14 protein-coding genes and 1 pseudogene are annotated in these 17,184 nt (G+C 70.5%); 7 read left to right on the top strand and 8 right to left on the bottom strand.

Features of this window, described 5'->3' with window-relative positions:
* Positions 1-452 precede the first annotated feature (452 nt).
* A complete protein-coding gene (locus tag OG758_RS36150) occupies positions 453-1,415 on the top strand; it encodes an ABC transporter substrate-binding protein (protein ID WP_326713741.1) in 963 nt (320 codons plus the stop codon).
* A gap of 43 nt (positions 1,416-1,458) precedes the next feature.
* On the opposite strand, the gene OG758_RS36145 is transcribed toward OG758_RS36150, so the two are convergent.
* The gene (locus OG758_RS36145) at positions 1,459-2,796 is read right to left on the bottom strand and encodes a DUF5685 family protein (protein ID WP_326713740.1); all 1,338 of its coding nucleotides are present in this window, start codon (positions 2,794-2,796) and stop codon (positions 1,459-1,461) included.
* Between the two features lie 290 nt (positions 2,797-3,086).
* Here OG758_RS36145 and OG758_RS36140 point away from each other — a divergent pair, with 290 nt between their 5' ends.
* Positions 3,087-3,530 carry a cell division protein SepF gene (locus OG758_RS36140; RefSeq protein ID WP_326713739.1) on the top strand — a complete coding sequence of 148 codons (444 nt, stop codon included), beginning with the start codon at positions 3,087-3,089 and terminating at the stop codon, positions 3,528-3,530.
* Positions 3,531-3,586: 56 nt separating this feature from the next.
* On the opposite strand, the gene OG758_RS36135 is transcribed toward OG758_RS36140, so the two are convergent.
* Positions 3,587-5,218 (bottom strand): MFS transporter, encoded by a 1,632-nt coding sequence (locus OG758_RS36135; RefSeq protein ID WP_326713738.1) that lies wholly within the window; start codon positions 5,216-5,218, stop codon positions 3,587-3,589.
* Between the two features lie 259 nt (positions 5,219-5,477).
* Between OG758_RS36135 and OG758_RS36130 the strand changes: the two genes are divergently transcribed.
* Together OG758_RS36130 and OG758_RS36125 are read left to right on the top strand one after the other, a co-directional pair.
* Positions 5,478-6,635, top strand: coding sequence for a hypothetical protein (locus OG758_RS36130; RefSeq protein ID WP_326713737.1), 1,158 nt, complete (start codon positions 5,478-5,480; stop codon positions 6,633-6,635).
* A 261-nt stretch (positions 6,636-6,896) separates the two neighbouring features.
* On the top strand, positions 6,897-7,922 hold the full coding sequence (locus OG758_RS36125) for a phosphatase PAP2 family protein (protein WP_326713736.1): 1,026 nt from the start codon (positions 6,897-6,899) through the stop codon (positions 7,920-7,922).
* A gap of 112 nt (positions 7,923-8,034) precedes the next feature.
* On the opposite strand, the gene OG758_RS36120 is transcribed toward OG758_RS36125, so the two are convergent.
* On the bottom strand, positions 8,035-8,250 hold the full coding sequence (locus OG758_RS36120; RefSeq protein ID WP_116502908.1) for an I78 family peptidase inhibitor: 216 nt from the start codon (positions 8,248-8,250) through the stop codon (positions 8,035-8,037).
* Positions 8,251-8,663: 413 nt separating this feature from the next.
* Between OG758_RS36120 and ctaD the strand changes: the two genes are divergently transcribed.
* Positions 8,664-10,370 carry an aa3-type cytochrome oxidase subunit I gene (gene ctaD / locus OG758_RS36115; RefSeq protein WP_326713735.1) on the top strand — a complete coding sequence of 569 codons (1,707 nt, stop codon included), beginning with the start codon at positions 8,664-8,666 and terminating at the stop codon, positions 10,368-10,370.
* Here the strand turns inward: ctaD and OG758_RS36110 are convergent.
* The 4 genes and pseudogenes from OG758_RS36110 to OG758_RS36090 all read right to left on the bottom strand — a co-directional run.
* A pseudogene (locus tag OG758_RS36110) lies at positions 10,252-10,715 on the bottom strand (WYL domain-containing protein); the annotation flags it as partial. The gene ctaD and the pseudogene OG758_RS36110 overlap by 119 nt on opposite strands.
* 54 nt (positions 10,716-10,769) lie before the next feature.
* Complete coding sequence (locus OG758_RS36105) at positions 10,770-11,618, bottom strand: hypothetical protein (protein ID WP_326713734.1); 849 nt, start codon at positions 11,616-11,618, stop codon at positions 10,770-10,772.
* Complete coding sequence (locus OG758_RS36100; protein WP_326713733.1) at positions 11,615-12,883, bottom strand: glycosyltransferase family 4 protein; 1,269 nt, start codon at positions 12,881-12,883, stop codon at positions 11,615-11,617. Before OG758_RS36100 ends, OG758_RS36105 begins: the two co-directional genes overlap by 4 nt.
* A 400-nt stretch (positions 12,884-13,283) precedes the next feature.
* Positions 13,284-13,904: a transglycosylase family protein gene (locus tag OG758_RS36090; protein ID WP_384655907.1), complete on the bottom strand. Its 621-nt coding sequence runs from the start codon at positions 13,902-13,904 to the stop codon at positions 13,284-13,286.
* A 393-nt stretch (positions 13,905-14,297) separates the two neighbouring features.
* Between OG758_RS36090 and OG758_RS36085 the strand changes: the two genes are divergently transcribed.
* The gene (locus OG758_RS36085; protein WP_326713732.1) at positions 14,298-15,113 is read left to right on the top strand and encodes a hypothetical protein; all 816 of its coding nucleotides are present in this window, start codon (positions 14,298-14,300) and stop codon (positions 15,111-15,113) included.
* Between the two features lie 227 nt (positions 15,114-15,340).
* Positions 15,341-15,658: a hypothetical protein gene (locus tag OG758_RS36080; RefSeq protein ID WP_326713731.1), complete on the top strand. Its 318-nt coding sequence runs from the start codon at positions 15,341-15,343 to the stop codon at positions 15,656-15,658.
* Between the two features lie 29 nt (positions 15,659-15,687).
* On the opposite strand, the gene der is transcribed toward OG758_RS36080, so the two are convergent.
* On the bottom strand, positions 15,688-17,160 hold the full coding sequence (gene der, locus OG758_RS36075; RefSeq protein WP_326713730.1) for a ribosome biogenesis GTPase Der: 1,473 nt from the start codon (positions 17,158-17,160) through the stop codon (positions 15,688-15,690).
* Positions 17,161-17,184: the final 24 nt, after the last annotated feature.

Raw genomic sequence — 17,184 nt, 5'->3', positions numbered from 1 at the left:
TCAGCAGCGGTCCCCTCACCGAGAGTACGGGGCTCGCTCCGCTCGCTGTCAAGGCTGTCCAGAGTGTGAGCCGTACGTCTCATGTGAGTTGACGCGGAAACGGATGCCTGTTCCACTTGCCCCATGCATCCGCAGCAGTGGCTGGTCACGCGCTCCCACATCGACTTCGGTCGAGTGTGGTCGGCGTCCTGTTGATGCCCTTCTGACGCCCGCTGCGCGTCTGTTTTTCTCTCTTCTCGACGCTTTCGACGCTTCCGGACGTATATCGCGTTCTGAACGCTTCGGCGTCTTCTGCGTAACCGCGTCTTCTACGTAACCCGCGTTTCCCGGTGCGCCCAAGTGCGCGCACTCGTCCGCGCCTTCACACACCCACGCGTCCTCGCGTACCCCTCCCCTCAGCTGTCTCCCCATCCCTGCGTGCCTGTTGTCTTCGAAGGGCAGAACTCCACGCCATGCGTAACACTTTGACGACCCATCAGCGGCTCACCGCCGCGTTCACGTTGATCACCGCGGCCACCCTGACACTGACCGCCTGCGGCTCCGGCGACCCCGGAACCTCCGCCGGCGGCGCCGCACCCGCGGGCAAGAGCGACAAGATCCCCACGACCGACGTGGTGAAGGCCGTCAAGAAGGACGAGGCGGCGTCCGAGCTGCTGCCCGCCGACGTCCGGTCGAGCGGCAGGCTGACCGTCGGCGCCTCCATCGGCGGCACCCCGCCCGGCGCCTTCTACCTGGAGGACGGCAGGACCGCCGCCGGCCAGGACATCGACTTCGCCGACGCCGTCGCCAAGGTCCTCGGGCTGAAGCTGAAGCGGGAGGCGGCCGGTTTCGAGGCGATCCTGCCCGCGCTCGGCAGCGGCAAGTACGACCTGGGCACCGGCAACTTCGGCGTCACGGACGAGCGGCGCAAGACGATCGACTTCGTCACGTACATCAATGACGGCCAGGGCTTCGCCGTGCGCAAGGACAGCGACCTGAAGAAGGTCACCGACCTCAGGCAGCTGTGCGGCCTGAACGTGGCGACCGGCGCGGGCACCACCTTCGAAGCGACCCTGGAGGAGAACAAGCACCTCTGCACGGACGCCGGGAAGAAGGCGTACAGCGTGAAGACGTACGCCGACCAGAGCGCGATCTGGTCGTCCCTCCAGCAGGGCCGGTCCGACGTGGTGATGAGCACCATCAACGGGCTGCGGTACGCCGTCGCGCAGCAGGAGGGGCTGAAGTTCCTCAACGAGTACCACCGCCTCGACGTCGGCTTCGCCTTCAAGAAGGGCACGAAACTGGCGCCGGCGTTCCGGGCGGCGGTGAACAAACTGATCGCCGACGGGACGTACGACAAGATCCTGAAGAAGTGGGGCACGAGCGAGTCCGCGATCGAGAAGTCGCAGATCTCACCGCCCGAGATCAAGGACTGACCCCGGCCCCGGACCCTCGACCCGCGCCCCGCGCCCCGGGGGCTCAACAGTCGCAGCAGGAGCAGCACTCACAGCATTCGCAGATGGAGCACGCCTCGCAGCAGCTGCAGTCGGTGGAGCAGCATTCGCTGCACCAGCCGTCGCGCTTCTTCCGGGACCAGGGCCCCTCGAACTCGTCGGCACAGCACACCTTGCAGGTGCAGCAGAGCCCCACGGCCGCGGCGCACCCGGCGAAGAACCCGCGCTTGCCGGGCTTCGGCGGCTGGAAGGACGGCCCGCCGCCGAAGCCACCGGGCCCGCCCGGACCACCGGGACCGCCCTGTCCGCCGCCGTACGGATTCTGGGAGCCGTACGGGCCCGAGGACCCGGGCGGCACATACGGGCCCGATCCGGTGGGCACCCAGGGGCCGGGCGCGCCGGGGCCCTGTTGCGGCGTGGACGCGGCCGGAGCGTGCGCGCCGCGCGCGGGGCCGGCGCCGTGGGTCGCGCCGGTTCCGTGGGTCGCGTCGGAGCCGTGCGCGCAGCCCGTCGTACCGAAGACGCGGTCGACCGAGCGGCGCAGTTCGTGGACGAGCAGCAGGTGCGCGAGCGTGCCGTCGACGAATTCGGCCTCGCGCAGGGCGAGGCGGATGCCGCGCAGTGCGTCGTCGGCGAGGCGGCGTGCCTCGGCGAGGTCCGTGCCGGTCGCCGTGAGCGGGTTCCAGGCACCCGACGCGACGTCAGCTTCCTTGTCCTCCACGGCGTCCAGGAGGTGCGCGAGCCGCCCGAAGAGCCGCCCGGCCTCGGCGAGCGGCGCCGCGTTGCCGGGGCGTCCGGCGAGGACCGCGGTGTGCGCGAAGGCGGCGGCGGTCGCCGTCTCGGTCGGTTCGGTGACCGTGAGTACCGGGGTCCCGAGGCCGGCGAGCGCCTCGATCCCGATCTGGCGCTCCACGGCGTCGACCAGGACCGCGGTATCGAACCCCACGTCAGAACCCGTACGGGAACCGGCCTTTCCCCACTTGGTGGCGACCCGGCGGGCCGCCGCGGCCACCGGCCTGCGGGCCAGCAGGCCGTCGCCGTCGGCGACGTGGTCGCGGACCTTCGCCGAGGCGAGGACCAGCGAGACGGCCGCGGCGAGCCGGGCGCCCTCGCCCTGCGCGACGGACGCGGTGCGCATCCCGCGCAGCGGACAGGGCCCCGCCGTGCGCCGCCCCCCGGCGGCGTGTTCGGCCTGAGCCTCCGTCAGAACCGAGATCAGCAAACCGTCATAGTTCGTGACAACCCGGGCGAACTGCCCGTGATCAGCGCGAAGTGCCAGGCAGAGTCCGCACAGATGGGCCATCCATTGCGCCTTGAGCCCCTCGCCGAGACGATGGCTGCAAGGCCGGACTATTCCGAACAAGACGACTCCCCCGAGGGTCTCGAAGACGTAAGCTGCGGCATCGTATCGAGGGTGCCGTTCACCCGTACGCCCCGGCCGTCACCCATACGCCGCGAAGAATCATATTTCACTCACTGTCAGCAGCCGTACGGGGTACGACCCTTGGGATTCACGGGACAGCGCCGTGTTGACTCTGCACCAGTAGCGTCACGAAAACCCCGCGCGGCGACTATCCACTTGGCGCACCATCCGCATCATGGACGACCATAGGGATGCGGAACGCAGAGGAACCGCTGTGAGAGGAGGCGTCCATGGGATCGGTGCGCAAGGCGAGTGCCTGGCTTGGCCTCGTCGACGACAACGATGACGAGCGTTACTACGACGACGACTACGCCGAGGGGGCCGAGCCCCAAACCGGCGCCGCCTGGGTCACGGACCCGCGCGTGAAGGTGGCGGCCGACGCCGCCGAGGAGCAGGGCCGCCGGATCGGCACGGTCACCCCGGACGGATTCCGGGACGCCCGCGGCATCGGCGAGATGTTCCGGGAAGGTGTCCCGGTCATCATCAACCTCACGGCCATGGAGCCCGGGGACGCCAAGCGCGTCGTCGACTTCGCGGCCGGGCTCACGTTCGGGCTGCGGGGTTCCATCGAGCGGGTGGCGAACCGGGTGTTCCTGCTGAGCCCTGCCGACACGCAGGTGGTCAACGGTGAGGCGGAGAGCCGTCCGACGGACGGTTTCTTCAACCAGAGCTGAGCGTCACGGGTGGGTAGGGCCCGGCCCCTCGGCCGGGTCACCGCCCGCGGCAGCCGTCACGCGACGGTGGACTCCACGCCGACCCGCTCGGGACCACGCTGGGGCCCGATCTTCGCCGTGCCCTCCGCGTCCTGCGGAGCGGCGGCTTCGCACTCCATCCGCCGGGGCAGCCGCAGCGCGGCCACCGCGCCGAGCAGCAGGAGCCCGGCGCTGACGAACAGCGTCACGTGCAGCCCGTGGACGAAGGCGACCCGGGCGGCGCTGCGCAGCGCCTCACCGGCGGTCCCGCCGAGCCGCGTCGCGACCTGGTACGCCTCCCCGAGCGAGTTGCCCGCGTGGGCGCTCGCGGATCCGGGCACTCCGGTGACCCGGGCGATCCCGGGTGCGTACGCGGCGTTCATCACCGAGCCGAGCAGGGCGATGCCCATGCCCGCGCCCAGCTGGTAGGAGGTCTCCCCTATCGCCGCGGCGCCGCCCGCGTCCTGCGCCGAGGCCTCGCTGAGCATCGACTCGTACGCCCCGAAGAGGGTGGTCTGCAGGCCGAAGCCGAGAAGGACGAAGGCGAAGGTGAGCAGCGACGGCCGGTCGTGCTGTCCCATCAGCGTGAGCATGAGCACCGCGGCCGCGGTGAGGACGAAGCCGGCCGAGACCATGCGGCGCGGTCCGAAACGGCGCAGCTGCGACGAGCCGAGGACACCCGCGGCCATCGCCGCGAAGGTGAGGGGCAGCAGCCGCACCCCCGTCTCCAGGGGGCTCAGGCCGAGTACCAGCTGGAGGTACTGGACGGCGATCAGCTCCAGGCCGACCAGGGCGAGCATGGCGAGGACGATGCAGCCGACCGCGGTGGAGAAGGCGGGCCTGGCGAACATCTTCATGTCGACGAGCGGATGCTCGCGGCGCTTCTGCCGCCGCACGAACACGATCAGCACGGCCGCGCCGACGAGGAGGGGGGCGACGGCGGACGGGTCGAGCAGGTCACGGTCGACGCCGAGCCGCTTCACGCCGTAGACGACACCGAGCATTCCGACGGCCGCCATGAGTGCGCCGACCACGTCCCAGGGCCCGTCGGAACGGCCCTTGGACTCGGGAAGTATGAGACGGCCGAGGGGCAGCATGACGGCCATCAGCGGGATGTTGATCAGGAAGACCGAGCCCCACCAGAAGTGCTCGACCATGAAGCCGCCGAGTACCGGTCCCGTGGCGGCGCCTATCGCGGCGACCGCGGACCAGACGCCGATGGCCACGGCCCGCTCGCGCCGGTCGGGGAAGACCGCGCGCAGGATCGACAGGGTCGCGGGCATGATCATCGCGCCGCCGACGCCGAGCAGCGCGCGGGCCAGGATCAGGACGTGCGGTGTCGAGGCGAACACGGCGAGTGCGGAGGCCACGCCGAAGAGGCCGTATCCGAGGAGCAGGACGCGTCTGCGTCCGACGCGGTCGCCGAGTGTGCCGAAGAGGATCAGGAGCGCCGCGCAGATCAGCGGATAGGCGTCGACGATCCACAGCAGCTGGACCGCCGAGGGGCGCAGGTCCTGGGTGACGGCGGGGACGGCGACGTGCAGCACGGTCGCGTCGAGGGCGACGAGCAGCAGGCTGGTGCACAGGACGACGAGGACGACCCAGCGGTTGGCGCCTGGCCCGGCGGTCCACCGGCGAGAGGGCACGGCCGTCGTGGTCGTCCCGGACATATGCGTACCTCCCAGTGGTCCCTCGCGCTCGGCGGATCCGCGGGGTGGGGACTTCCCCGCGGTTGCGGCCGGAAGGAGCGGACTCCCGTGCCCACGCAACGATTGGCGAGTGAGCCGCCAGAGTACGCGAGTTCATTGCGGTGACACGTGGCGGACCTCTCATGTGCCTGACCGTGGAGTGTGGTGTACGCCACGCTCCACTCCCCGACCACGCACCGCGCGTGCGGTCCGGTTGCGCCCGGCGCCGATAATCGACGCCGTGACCGAAGTCGACCTGCAAGAACCGCGGCGCGTGCCGGCCCGGGCGGCCGGTGCGCTGCGCCGCGCGGCGCCCGCGCTCCTTGCCTATGCCGGGGTGCGCGCCCTGGGCCTGCTCCTGCTCGCCGTGTGGAGCGCGGCGAAGGGGAAGAGCCCGCACACACTGCTGACCGCCCGCTGGGACTCGCTCTGGTACACCCGCGTCGCGGATTTCGGCTACGGCTGGGAGGTGCGCCTGCCGGACGGCACCGTGCACTCGAACCTCGCGTTCTTCCCGCTGCTGCCGTGGCTGGAGCGGCTGGTGTCGGCGGTGAGCCCGCTGTCGTACGGGGACGCGGGCCTGCTGGTGAGCTGGCTCGCGTCGCTCTGCGCGGCCTGGGGGATCTTCCTGGTGGCCGAGCTGCTGTACGGGCGGCGGGCCGGGGTCTGCGCGGTCGCGCTGTGGGCGGCGCTCCCGGTCGGGATCGTGCAGTCGATGGCGTACAGCGAGTCCTTGTTCACGGCGCTCGCGGCCTGGTCGCTGTACGCGGTCCTGACCGGACGGTGGGTGAGTGCGGGGCTGCTCGCCTCGCTCGCGGGGCTGACCCGGCCGGTGGGGGCGGCGGTGGTCGCCGCGCTCTGGGCGACGGCCGCGGTCCACGTCGTGCGCGACAGGAAGCTCTCCTGGCGCATGGCCGTCGGCGTACTGCTCGCCCCGCTGGGCGCCGCCGCGTACGTCCTGTGGGTGGGGCACCGCACGGGGGGCGGCCTCTTCGGATATCTCGACGTGCAGGGCCAGTGGGGCAACGGCTTCGACGGCGGTCTCGCCTTCGCGCGCTTCGTCGGCGACAAGTTCACGTCATTCCCCTCGGCGCTCGCGGGGCTCGGCCTGATCGTCGGGGTAGCGCTCGTGATCTGGCTCTACGTGCTGTGCGTCCGGCGAGGTCAGCCGCTCGCGCTGCTCGTCTACTGCGGGATCGTCGTCGCGCTCGCCCTGTGTGCGTCGGGGTACTTCGGCTCGAAGCCGCGACTGCTCCTGCCCGCCTTCCCGCTCCTGCTGCCGGTCGCGGTGGCGCTCGCCCGGCTGCGTACGAGCAGATCGGCGGCGGTGCTCGGCGGCGTGGCCGTGGCGTCGGCGGTGTACGGGGCCTTCTGGCTGAACGGGTCGGGTCCTCCTTGATCGACTCGGCGGGCCCCGGGAGGCCCTCCGATCGCGCCGGGTGATCGGACGGGAAATTCCGAGGAAGCCGCCGGTGAACGAATTCGGACGCGGCGAAAAACGAATACAAGAAATGATCAATGAAATTGAAGGCGGCACCCCGGTCCGATAGTGATATCCGCAGGAATAAACGCCCCGCTGAGAGCAATCCCACATCACATCGTCATCACAAACCGAGTGATTCGGCCGGGTTCGGCACTCACTCGCTGTAGCGTCGATTGGGTGCGTACCGAACGAAACCTCACCCGTCTGGAGCGGCTCTTCGCCCGCCTCGACCGTGAGCCGGAACGACCGGTCAACCTGGATGTGCCCAGGATGAGCCGGCACAGGGTCGTGCTCTTCGGGGCCACCCTGTCCTTCTATCTCGCCATCGTGGTGGCGGTGTTGACCACGTCCTGGCTGGTCACCTTCGACTGGCAGGTCATGTTCTTCCGGCCGTACCAGCAGTGGCCCGAGATCCACGCGTTCCTGGACTACTGGGTCGTGCTCGGCCAGCGCGGGCCGACCGCGGTGATGGTCATGGCCTGGCTCGGCTGGCGTTCCTGGCGCCAGCACACGCTGCGGCCGCTGCTCACGTTCGGTGCCGCCTTGCTGCTCCTGAACATCACCGTGGGTGCCGCCAAGCTCGGCATGGGCCGCCTCGGCCCGCACTACGCGACCACCATCGGCTCGAACGAGATGTGGCAGGGCGGCGATATATTTCCTTCCGGCCACACCGCCAACGCCGTGGTGACCTGGGGAATCCTCGCGTATCTGGCCTCGACGCCGCGCGCCAGGCGCTGGCTGTCGGCCGCCTCCGCCGTGATCTCGCTGAGCGTGGGCCTGACGACGGTCTACCTCGGTACGCACTGGCTCAGCGATGTCTTCCTCGGCTGGGCCGCCGGACTGCTCATCCTGCTCGCGCTGCCCTGGGTCGAACCGCTGATCACGCAGGTCGAGGCCTGGATCTTCTCTCTGCGCGAGCTGTGGCGCAACCGTCGTTCCGGTGCGCTCCCGGCGCCCGCCCCGGCCGCCGCCACGCCCGCGATGGTTCCGCAGCGCGTCTCCCCGCCCGCCCCGGAGGAGTCGCCGGTACGCGAACCGGTCGGCGCCGCGCGGGCGGTGCGGCCTCCCGGGCTGCTCGCCCCGGGTCCGCACACCGCGCGCTCCGAGCGCACCCCGGTCACCCCGGCCGGCAGCCGCAGGCCGCCGCACGCGGACCGGGTGCCGCGCGGCACCACGTCCGCCCGCCCCGTCGCCGGCGGCTGACCGCCCCCGGCGCGAGAGCGTCGAAGGCGGCCGGGCCGGTACGCACCGCCTGCCCCCGCACGCCGAAGGCCCCCGGTTCCGTCACGGAACCGGGGGCCTTCGCGTTGTCCCGTCAGCCCTTCCAGCAGCGGGTCACGGTGCCGTCGGACACCTCGAAGTTCAGGCGTCCCGCGCGGTACTCCATGGTGATGATCGCGCCCGGGGGCAGCGACCTGACCGTGGACCAGCCGCGCTCACGGGCCCGCCGCTCGGCGCCCGGCGCATCGAGGCCGACGTACGTGTCGAGGGTGTCCTGGGGTTCTGCGGGAGGGGTCGGAATGGGTGCCATGACCGCCACGTTAGGCGGCCGGGCTGTCTGGCACCAGGGCGGACCACCCCCCGTCACCGGTCCCCCTCCGGTCACGCTTCTGTCACAGGTCAACGACACGCGTTTCACCCGAACTCCGTCACACGTACGAGCGATTCGATGCTCCTTCTGCGTATGTTCTGCGCGCGCCACGACATAATTCCGCGACTTCACAGAAAGCATCCGGATAACGTGCCCGAAAATAGCGTCACGACCGCGCCCGGGACCCGCCCAATTCGGATTCCCGGGCGCTCTTCATCAGTTGACGCCCCATCGGAATTGCATGAACGCGACACAGAGCTCCCGTACGCCCCCTGTCGGAGTCGATGGGGACGCGAGCATCATGGCGTGTGCTCGAGGCAGGCCCGGGGCGCGAGAAGCGAGGGGGGCAAGCGATGGGTGCGACGGACGTGCAGCCCGTGCAGCCGGCGGCGGGATCGGTGCGGACGAGAACGCCGGGCCGGATCGTCGTGGACTGGCTGACCACCACGGACCACAAGAAGATCGGCCACCTCTACCTGATCACGTCGTTCGCGTTCTTCCTCGCCGGCGGGATCATGGCGCTCCTGATGCGGGCGGAGCTGGCACGGCCCGGTCTTCAGATGCTGTCCAGCGAGGAGTACAACCAGCTCTTCACGATCCACGGCACGATCATGCTGCTGCTCTTCGCGACCCCGACCTTCGCGGGCTTCGCCAACGAGATCATGCCACTGCAGATCGGCGCCCCCGACGTGGCGTTCCCCCGGCTCAACATGTTCTCGTACTGGCTGTTCCTGTTCGGCGGACTGATCGTGATCAGCTCTCTGATGGTGCCCGGCGGGGCCGCGGACTTCGGCTGGTTCGCGTACGCCCCGCTCAACAGTCTGACGCGCTCGCCGGGCGTCGGCGCCGACATGTGGATCATGGGTCTGGCGCTCGCGGGCTTCGGCACGATCCTCGGCGCGGTGAACTTCCTGACGACCATCATCGGGATGCGGGCGCCCGGCATGACGATGTTCCGGATGCCGATCTTCACGTGGAACACGCTGTTCACGTCGATCCTCGTGCTGATGGCCTTCCCGGTGCTCGCCGCGGCGCTGCTCGTCCTGGAGGCGGACCGGCGCTTCGGGGCCGTGGTCTTCGAGGCCCAGTTCGGGGGTGCGCTGCTGTGGCAGCACCTCTTCTGGTTCTTCGGCCATCCCGAGGTCTACATCATCGCGCTGCCGTTCTTCGGCATCGTCTCCGAGATTCTCCCGGTCTTCAGCCGCAAGCCGATCTGGGGCTACACGATGCTGGTCGGCGCCACGATGGCCATCACCGGGCTCTCGATCGTCGTGTGGGCGCACCACATGTTCGTGACGGGTGGGGTGCTGCTGCCGTTCTTCTCGTTCATGACGTTCCTGATCGCGGTGCCCACGGGCGTGAAGTTCTTCAACTGGATCGGGACGATGATCAACGGGTCCCTGTCCTTCGAGACCCCGATGCTGTGGTCCGTCGGCTTCCTGGTGACGTTCCTGTTCGGCGGCCTGACCGGCGTCATCCTCGCCGTGCCGCCGCTGGACTTCCATGTGACGGACTCGTACTTCGTGGTCGCTCACTTCCACTACGTCGTGTTCGGCACGGTCGCCTTCGCGACGTTCGGCGGCTTCTACTTCTGGTGGCCCAAGTTCACCGGGAAGATGCTCGACGAGCGGCTGGGGAAGATCCACTTCTGGACGCTGTTCGTCGGCTTCCACACCACGTTCCTGGTGCAGCACTGGCTCGGCGCCGAGGGCATGCCACGGCGGTACGCCGACTATCTGGCGGCCGACGGGTTCACGGCGCTCAACACGCTGTCGACCATCGGTTCGTTCCTGCTCGGCTTGTCCACGCTGCCGTTCCTCTACAACGTCTGGAAGACGGCCAAGTACGGCGAGAAGGTCGACGTGGACGACCCCTGGGGCTATGGGCGTTCGCTGGAGTGGGCGACACCGTGCCCGGCACCGCGGCACAACTTCGTCACGCTGCCGCGGGTCCGCTCCGAGTCCCCGGCGTTCGATCTGCACCATCCGGCGTTCGCGTCGTCCCGTCCTCTGAGCCGGCCCCTTCCATCGCCCGGGACAGACCGTCCCGAGCGGTCCTGATCACGTCCGTGAGCCCGTCGGGTTCGAGCACCTCGAACCCGAAGCCCATCAGGATCACGCGGATCACCATCATGTCGAGGCTCGCCGGTGGGCGTACGGGCCCTGCGAGATATGCGCGGCGGGGGCGTGCGCGGGGTGAGGCGCGGCCCGTGCGGCGGCTTCGGCGTGAGGCGGTCGACGCGGAACGCGCGCCAGTCCTCGCGGTCGACGTCCCAGACGACCAGGGACCAGCGGCGCTCGCCGCACACCAGGCGCGCGGCTCGTGGCGACGCCCCCGTGGTCCTCGTAGGCGAGGCGCAGCCGCTCCGAGTCCCGGCAGGCGGCGGCGAGTTCGATCAGGACGGACGCGGGTCTGCCGGCCCTCGCGGACAGCCGGAGTCCGCAAGGGCGCCGTGCGGGCTACTCGGCGGCAGCCGCGGTCACGAGGATCGCCAGGTCGTTGTCTCTCGTGTAGTACGGCTCGACGGCGATCCGGCCGTGCCCGGTGTCCAGGCGTGCGGTCGGGTAGGTGAAGATCGGCTTCTTGTCGGCGACGTCGTCCAGGAGCCGGGCGACGCGTACCGCGAGTCCGTCCTCGCCCTCCGGGCGCACCCACAGGTCCCAGCGTCCCGCTTCCAACTCCTCGTACGCGACGCGGAAGGTGAACTCGTCGCCACACGGGGTCAGTTCGCTGCGGAGCGTCGGCCCGCCGTCCGTGCGTGAACGTATCTCCGCGTACGCCTTGGGGGTGATCGCGGTGCCGTAGATTCGGCCGCTGACCCTCATCTCGCCGTCCGCGACGAGCAGTTCACCCGCCTCGGCGTGCGGGGCGCGCAGCCAGCTGCGCACGCTGAGGTTGCCGTGCTTGGTCGCGTAGGGGATGCGGACGGCGACGAAGCCGCGGGAGCCGCTGGGTACCCGGTCGACGAGGGACCGCAGGTCGTTGAGGCCGGGGGCCAGGCGCCGCGGCTCCTCGCCGGCCACCTGCGCGAAGACGTCCCAGCGTCCCTCGGGCAGCCGGACGCTGCTGGGCAGCGCCGCCCGGAGGCTGCCGTCGCCCGCCGGGGTCAGCGGCAGGCGCACGTCCTCGCCACTGTCGCGGTCGGTGAGGACCAGATGGGCCGGGTCGGGCCCGCCGTGGTCGGTGACGTCGAAGGTGAGACCGCCCGCCGAGTCGGCGATGCAGTCGGCGTGGGGCGCCGTGGTCCCGTCCCCCACGGACGGCTCGGACGAGTCCGAGAAATCGGCCGAAGCGGTCGACGGCGTCATGCTGTGCGCCCCTTTCTCTGCGAGGTTCCCTGGGCGGTGAACGCGGAGCGTCCCGCGTCCCGCACCGCGTACGCGCCCCCGAGCAGCGCGCCGCGGGTGCGGTGCAGAAGGCCTCCGCCGCGGCGGGCCGTCAGCGAGCCGAACAGCGATTCGTAGCGCTCGGCGATGTGCGCCGGGTCGAACCGCTCGGAGTCCTTGAGCGCGGCGCTCGCCATCCGGGCGCGCAGCGCGTCGTTGTTGATCAGTTCGAGGAGCCCGCCGGAGATCGCCTCGACGTTGCCCACCTCGACCAGACGCCCGTCGACACCGTTGTCGATGATTTCGCCGGGGCCGTGCGGACAGTCGGTGGCGACCACCGGGAGGCCGCAGCGCATCGCCTCGACGATCGTCATGCCGAACGACTCCAGGCTGGAGGTGACGGCGGCGATGGAACCCTTCGCCCACTCCGGTTCGATGGGGTGGGCGGGGCCCATGAGGAACACGTGGTTGTAGAGACCGAGGTCGTCGATCAGGGCGCGGAGCTTGTCCTTCTGCTTGCCGCTGCCGTAGATCCGCAGGCGCCAGTCGGGCCGCTCGGCGCGGACCCGGTCGAAGGCCCTGACCAGCAGGTCGTACCGCTTCACGGGCGCGAGCCGGCCGGCCGCGACGACCCACTTGCCCGAGCCGTCCGCCGGCTCGACGCCGGGCGCGGGCACGGAGTTCGGCACGGCCTCGATCCGCACACCGGGCAGCCGCATCTTCGCGCGGTACGCCCGGGCGTCGGCCTCCGTGGTCGTGGTGAGCGCGTCGAGCCGCGGGTAGACCGCGCGCAACTGCCGGCGCAGCGCGGTGGGGTGGCTGTCGAGCGTGAGGTGTTCCTGGCCGACGCGCAGGGGGCCGCGCCGGGTCTGGCGGGCCAGGTGCACATTGAGTCCCGGGCGGGTGCCGACGACGACGTCGGCGTCGGCCGCGCGCAGGTGCTCGGCGATCCGCCGGTCGGTGAGCGCGCTGTACTGGTCGTAACGGCCCTCGGCGCGCGGGAACGTCGCGGCGGGGGTGCGGTATTCGGGGCTGTCGCCCTCGTAGCCCGGTGTGCCCTTGCGGATGTCGATGAGGTGACGGACGCGGATCCTCGGGTCCGCCCTGAAAACTGGCTCGTCACGGTGGCGCAGGACGGAGACCACCTCGACGTCGTGCTGTTCGGCAAGCGTGTTCGCGAGGTTGTACGTCGTCCGGATCGTCCCCCCGATTCCGTACGCGTTGTGAATCAGGAAAGAAATCTGCATGCATCCCCGTATTCCACTGTTCCTCGCGGACAGTCCGTCTCGTCCGCCTACCGCAGGGTTAGACAGGAGTGCGGGGGCGGAGGTTGGGCGTCATCATCATCTTGTTCCAGAACAGATGCGTGATTGAGAGACGATTCGTGGAACCTTTTGACGTTTTCCGCCATCAAGGCAGGTAGGAGAGCTGAGACACCTCGAAGCAGTTCGTGGTCATGTCACCCGCTTGAGTGACCCACCCCGAGCCGTCCTTACAGCGCGCCATCGACCGGCAGGCGCGACGCGTCTTCGGTGGCTCCGGCAGCCGCTCGCAGGTGACGGGCGGCGGCAGTCCGCGCGGTGTACGGCTCCCTGCGCACGCGCGCGGGCGTGGTGGTGTACGAACTGCGGCGGGGCGCCGTCGTGTTCACCGGCGAGGCAGCCGAGTTCGGCCGAGGCTCTTGGCCGACGCCTTCGGGATGAGCAGCACGGTGCCTTTGTCGAGGCGGTCGGGGTGGGTCCCGACCATCTGCTTGTTGGCCTTGTAGAGCGCCCGCCAGCCGCCCTTGAGGTGGTACCGCGCGGCGATCGAGATGAGGGTCTCGCCCGGCTTGACCACATGGACGCGGCCGTCGAGCGCGAGGAGCTTGGAGCAGATCGGCCAGGCACGCCAGCCCTGGGTGCGCAGCACCTTCTCGGCGACCGCGATCTGTTCGGCGCGCGTCGCGAGGTCCGCGCGCGGGGCGTACCCGAGGCCGCCGTTCTCCTTCCAGGTGGACTGCCGGAACTGCAGTCCTCCGTAGTAGGCGTTGCCGCTGTTGATGTGCCAGCGCCCGCTGCTCTCGCACTCGGCGAGGCAGCCCCACGGCCACTGGTCCCTGGCGCAGTCGTCCAGCCTGAGGATGAGGCGCCCGGGGCCGGGAGCCGGTGGGGTCGGGACGGCGGCCGCGGCCGCGGGGGCGAACAGGGCGGCGAACAGGGCGGCCGGCAGGGCCGCGAGACGGAAGCGGCGTGCGGGGCGCGTGCGGTTCACGGGCATGGGGCGCATCGCGTCACGCTAGGCACGCGAGCCCGCGCCCGCGCCGAGCCGCGCCATGCGCGGACCCGGCCCCACCCGGTCGGCCGCCTCCCGGCCCGCCGTAGGCACTCTTTCGCCAACGACTGTTTTCAGCCACCTGCTTCATTACACGATTTCAGGATTTGTCGACCTGTGGGCATGGCGACCTTCCGCTCACCCCTGCGGATCAACCTCCTTATCCACAACGGGAGTTGATGTGGAGCGATTGATTCCGGCCGCCGGTTCGCGCCGTGCGTCGGATGGGTCGATTCCGTCCCCTTCCGGGCGTGACCCCCGGCACAGATCATCCGTTGTCTTCTTTATGAGCCGGGGACCACCCGGCCGCATTCGACACAGCAACACACCGAATCCGAGGAGCCACCCGTGCCGCGCATGCTCGACGTCAGCGACGACGTACGCGCCGAGATCGGCGACGCAGAAGCCGACCGGCTGCTCGCCGGAGAGAACGCCCCGGGCACGTACGACTGCACGTCCTGCCGTACTCCGGGCGATTCGGAACAGGAGCGCACCAGCACCGTCCTGTTCATCGGCGACGAGACCGCCGTCCTGGCCTTCGCCCACTCCACCTGCCTCCCCTCACAGGTCGTCCAGGTGTCCGAGGAACAGCTGCAGGGAGCCGTACGTTCCATCACCGGCGACGGCGGCGCCCCCTCCCCCGCGGCGCACTCCATCCCCGGGCAGGCCGTTCCGGAACAGTTCGTTCCGGAACAGGCGGTGCTCGGCGTGACCAGCGGGCTCGTCCTGATCGCCGGCGAACTGCACCCCGCGCTCGTCGTCGAGCCGACCGGGCCGATCGCCCGCCCCGGCTCGACGGGCGGCTTCGACGAGTTCCTGACCCTCCTCGTGGAGCAGGGCTTCACGCCGACCGCCCAGGTCGGCGAGGTGCCGCCGGTGCTGTACGGCTGGTCCGTGCTGCTCGCCATGGGCCAGCTGCACGCCGTCCTGCAGCCCGGCACCGTCGGTGCGGGTCAGGTCGCGTGGTGGCAGGCGCACCAGCCGCTGCACGTCACCGACAGCTGGCGCGCGGCGGCGAACAAGACGAACTCCGTCCTCGTCTTCGCCGCCCCGGCCGGCACGATCGGCCGCCAGCCCCGCGAGGACCTGCTCCGCGGCGCCCTCGACAAGGCCGCGGCGAACGGGCTGCTCGTCGGCGCGGCGATGCCCCTGGCAGGTACGTGACCCTCAGCCATGAACCGAGGTGACCGTGGGCCGGGCGCGCGCCCGGCCCACGGTCGCACCCGGCCCCCGGACGCCGGCCCGTGCACCTCTGCGCGCGCCGCCGCACCCCCGTCGGCCTGCGAAAGCGCGGACCGGACCGCATCCGCGAGGGTGTGCGGGTCGTTGGCACCTACGTGCACGCATACGACCCCCCTCGCCGGCCGCAGTATCCGACCCCGATCCCCGCCATGCGCGGGACGCATGAATCGGTGGGTGGCCGCTCGGCCACACCGATCTACGACGCCCTGTACTCGGAGTACCGCAGATCCTTCCGGGCCCTGCCGGGCGACCGCAGCGGCGAAGAGAACCTCTCGTTCTCCGCGTTCGGCTCGGGCTCCTACACCGTGCACCACAGCAGCAGCGGCCGGCACGGCGCGTCGTACCACGAACCGCAGCACGTTCACAGCTCGCCGCCGACCGGCTCCTGGCACGCGAACGGGCGGCAGCACAGCTCCGGGAGCAACCTCCCTGCCGCACTGCCGCCCGCTCCGCGTCGCGAGCGCTAGGCGCCAAGTCCTGGGCGCCGGGCGCTAGTTCACTTCTTGCGGCCGCGCTTCTCGCGCACCCGGACCGAAATGTGGATCGGCGTCCCCTCGAAACCGAACTCCTCGCGGAGGCGCCGCTCCACGTACCGCCGGTAGCCGGCCTCGATGAAGCCGGAGGCGAAGAGCACGAACCGCGGCGGCTTCGTGCCGGCCTGCGTACCGAAGAGGATGCGGGGCTGCTTGCCACCACGGACCGGGTGCGGGTGCGAGGCCACCAGTTCGCCCAGGAACGCGTTGAGGCGACCCGTCGGGACGCGCGTCTCCCAGCCGTCGAGGGCCGTCTCGATCGCGGGGACGAGCTTCTCCATGTGGCGCCCGGTCGTCGCCGACACGTTCACCCGGGGCGCCCACGCGACCTGCGCGAGCTCCGTCTCGATCTCGCGCTCCAGGTAGTAACGCCGCTCCTCGTCGAGGGTGTCCCACTTGTTGTACGCGACGACGATCGCGCGGCCCGCCTCGACGGCCATCGTCACGATGCGCTGGTCCTGGATCGAGATCGACTCGGACGCGTCGATAAGGATCACCGCGACCTCCGCCTTCTCGACGGCGGCGGCGGTGCGCAGGGACGCGTAGTAGTCGGCGCCCTGCTGGAGGTGGACCCGCTTGCGGATGCCCGCCGTGTCGACGAACTTCCAGGTCTTGCCACCGAGCTCGATGAGCTCGTCGACCGGGTCGCGGGTGGTGCCCGCCAGCTCGTTCACGACGACACGGTCCTCGTTCGCCACCTTGTTCAGGAGGGAGGACTTGCCGACGTTCGGGCGGCCGATGAGGGCGATGCGGCGGGGGCCGCCGATCGCGGTGCCGAAGGTCTGGGCCGGAGCGTCGGGCAACGCCTCGATGACGGCGTCCAGCATGTCGCCGGTACCGCGGCCGTGCAGGGCCGACACCGGGTACGGCTCGCCGAGACCGAGGGACCACAGGGCGGTGGCGTCCGCCTCGCCGCTCGGCCCGTCCACCTTGTTGGCGCACAGCACGACCGGCTTGCCGGCCTTGCGCAGCAGCCGTACGACCGCCAAGTCGGTGTCGGTGGGGCCCACCGTGGCGTCGACGACGAAGACGACCGCGTCGGCGGTCTCGATCGCGTACTCGGCCTGCGCGGCCACGGACGCGTCGATGCCGAGGACGTCCTGCTCCCAGCCGCCCGTGTCGACGAGCCGGAAGCGGCGGCCCGCCCACTCGGCCTCGTACGAGACGCGGTCACGGGTGACACCCGGCTTGTCCTCGACGACGGCCTCGCGGCGGCCGATGATGCGGTTCACCAGGGTCGACTTGCCGACGTTGGGGCGGCCGACGACGGCGAGCGCGGGCAGCGGGCCGTGACCCGCCTCCTCGATCGCGCCCTCGACGTCCTCGATGTCGAAGCCCTCTACCGCGGCGAGCTCCATGAACTCCGCGTACTCCGCGTCGCCAAGGGCCCCGTGCTCGTGCTCGGCCGAGCCCTCCGGCTGGATCTGGTCGTTCATGAAGTCCGTACCTCGTCGTTCATC

Source organism: Streptomyces sp. NBC_01474 (assembly GCF_035918215.1).
Classification (GTDB): Bacteria; Actinomycetota; Actinomycetes; order Streptomycetales; family Streptomycetaceae; genus Streptomyces; species Streptomyces aureus.
Note: the sequence above shows the minus strand (reverse complement) of the source record. Positions and strands in the feature narration are given on the sequence as shown.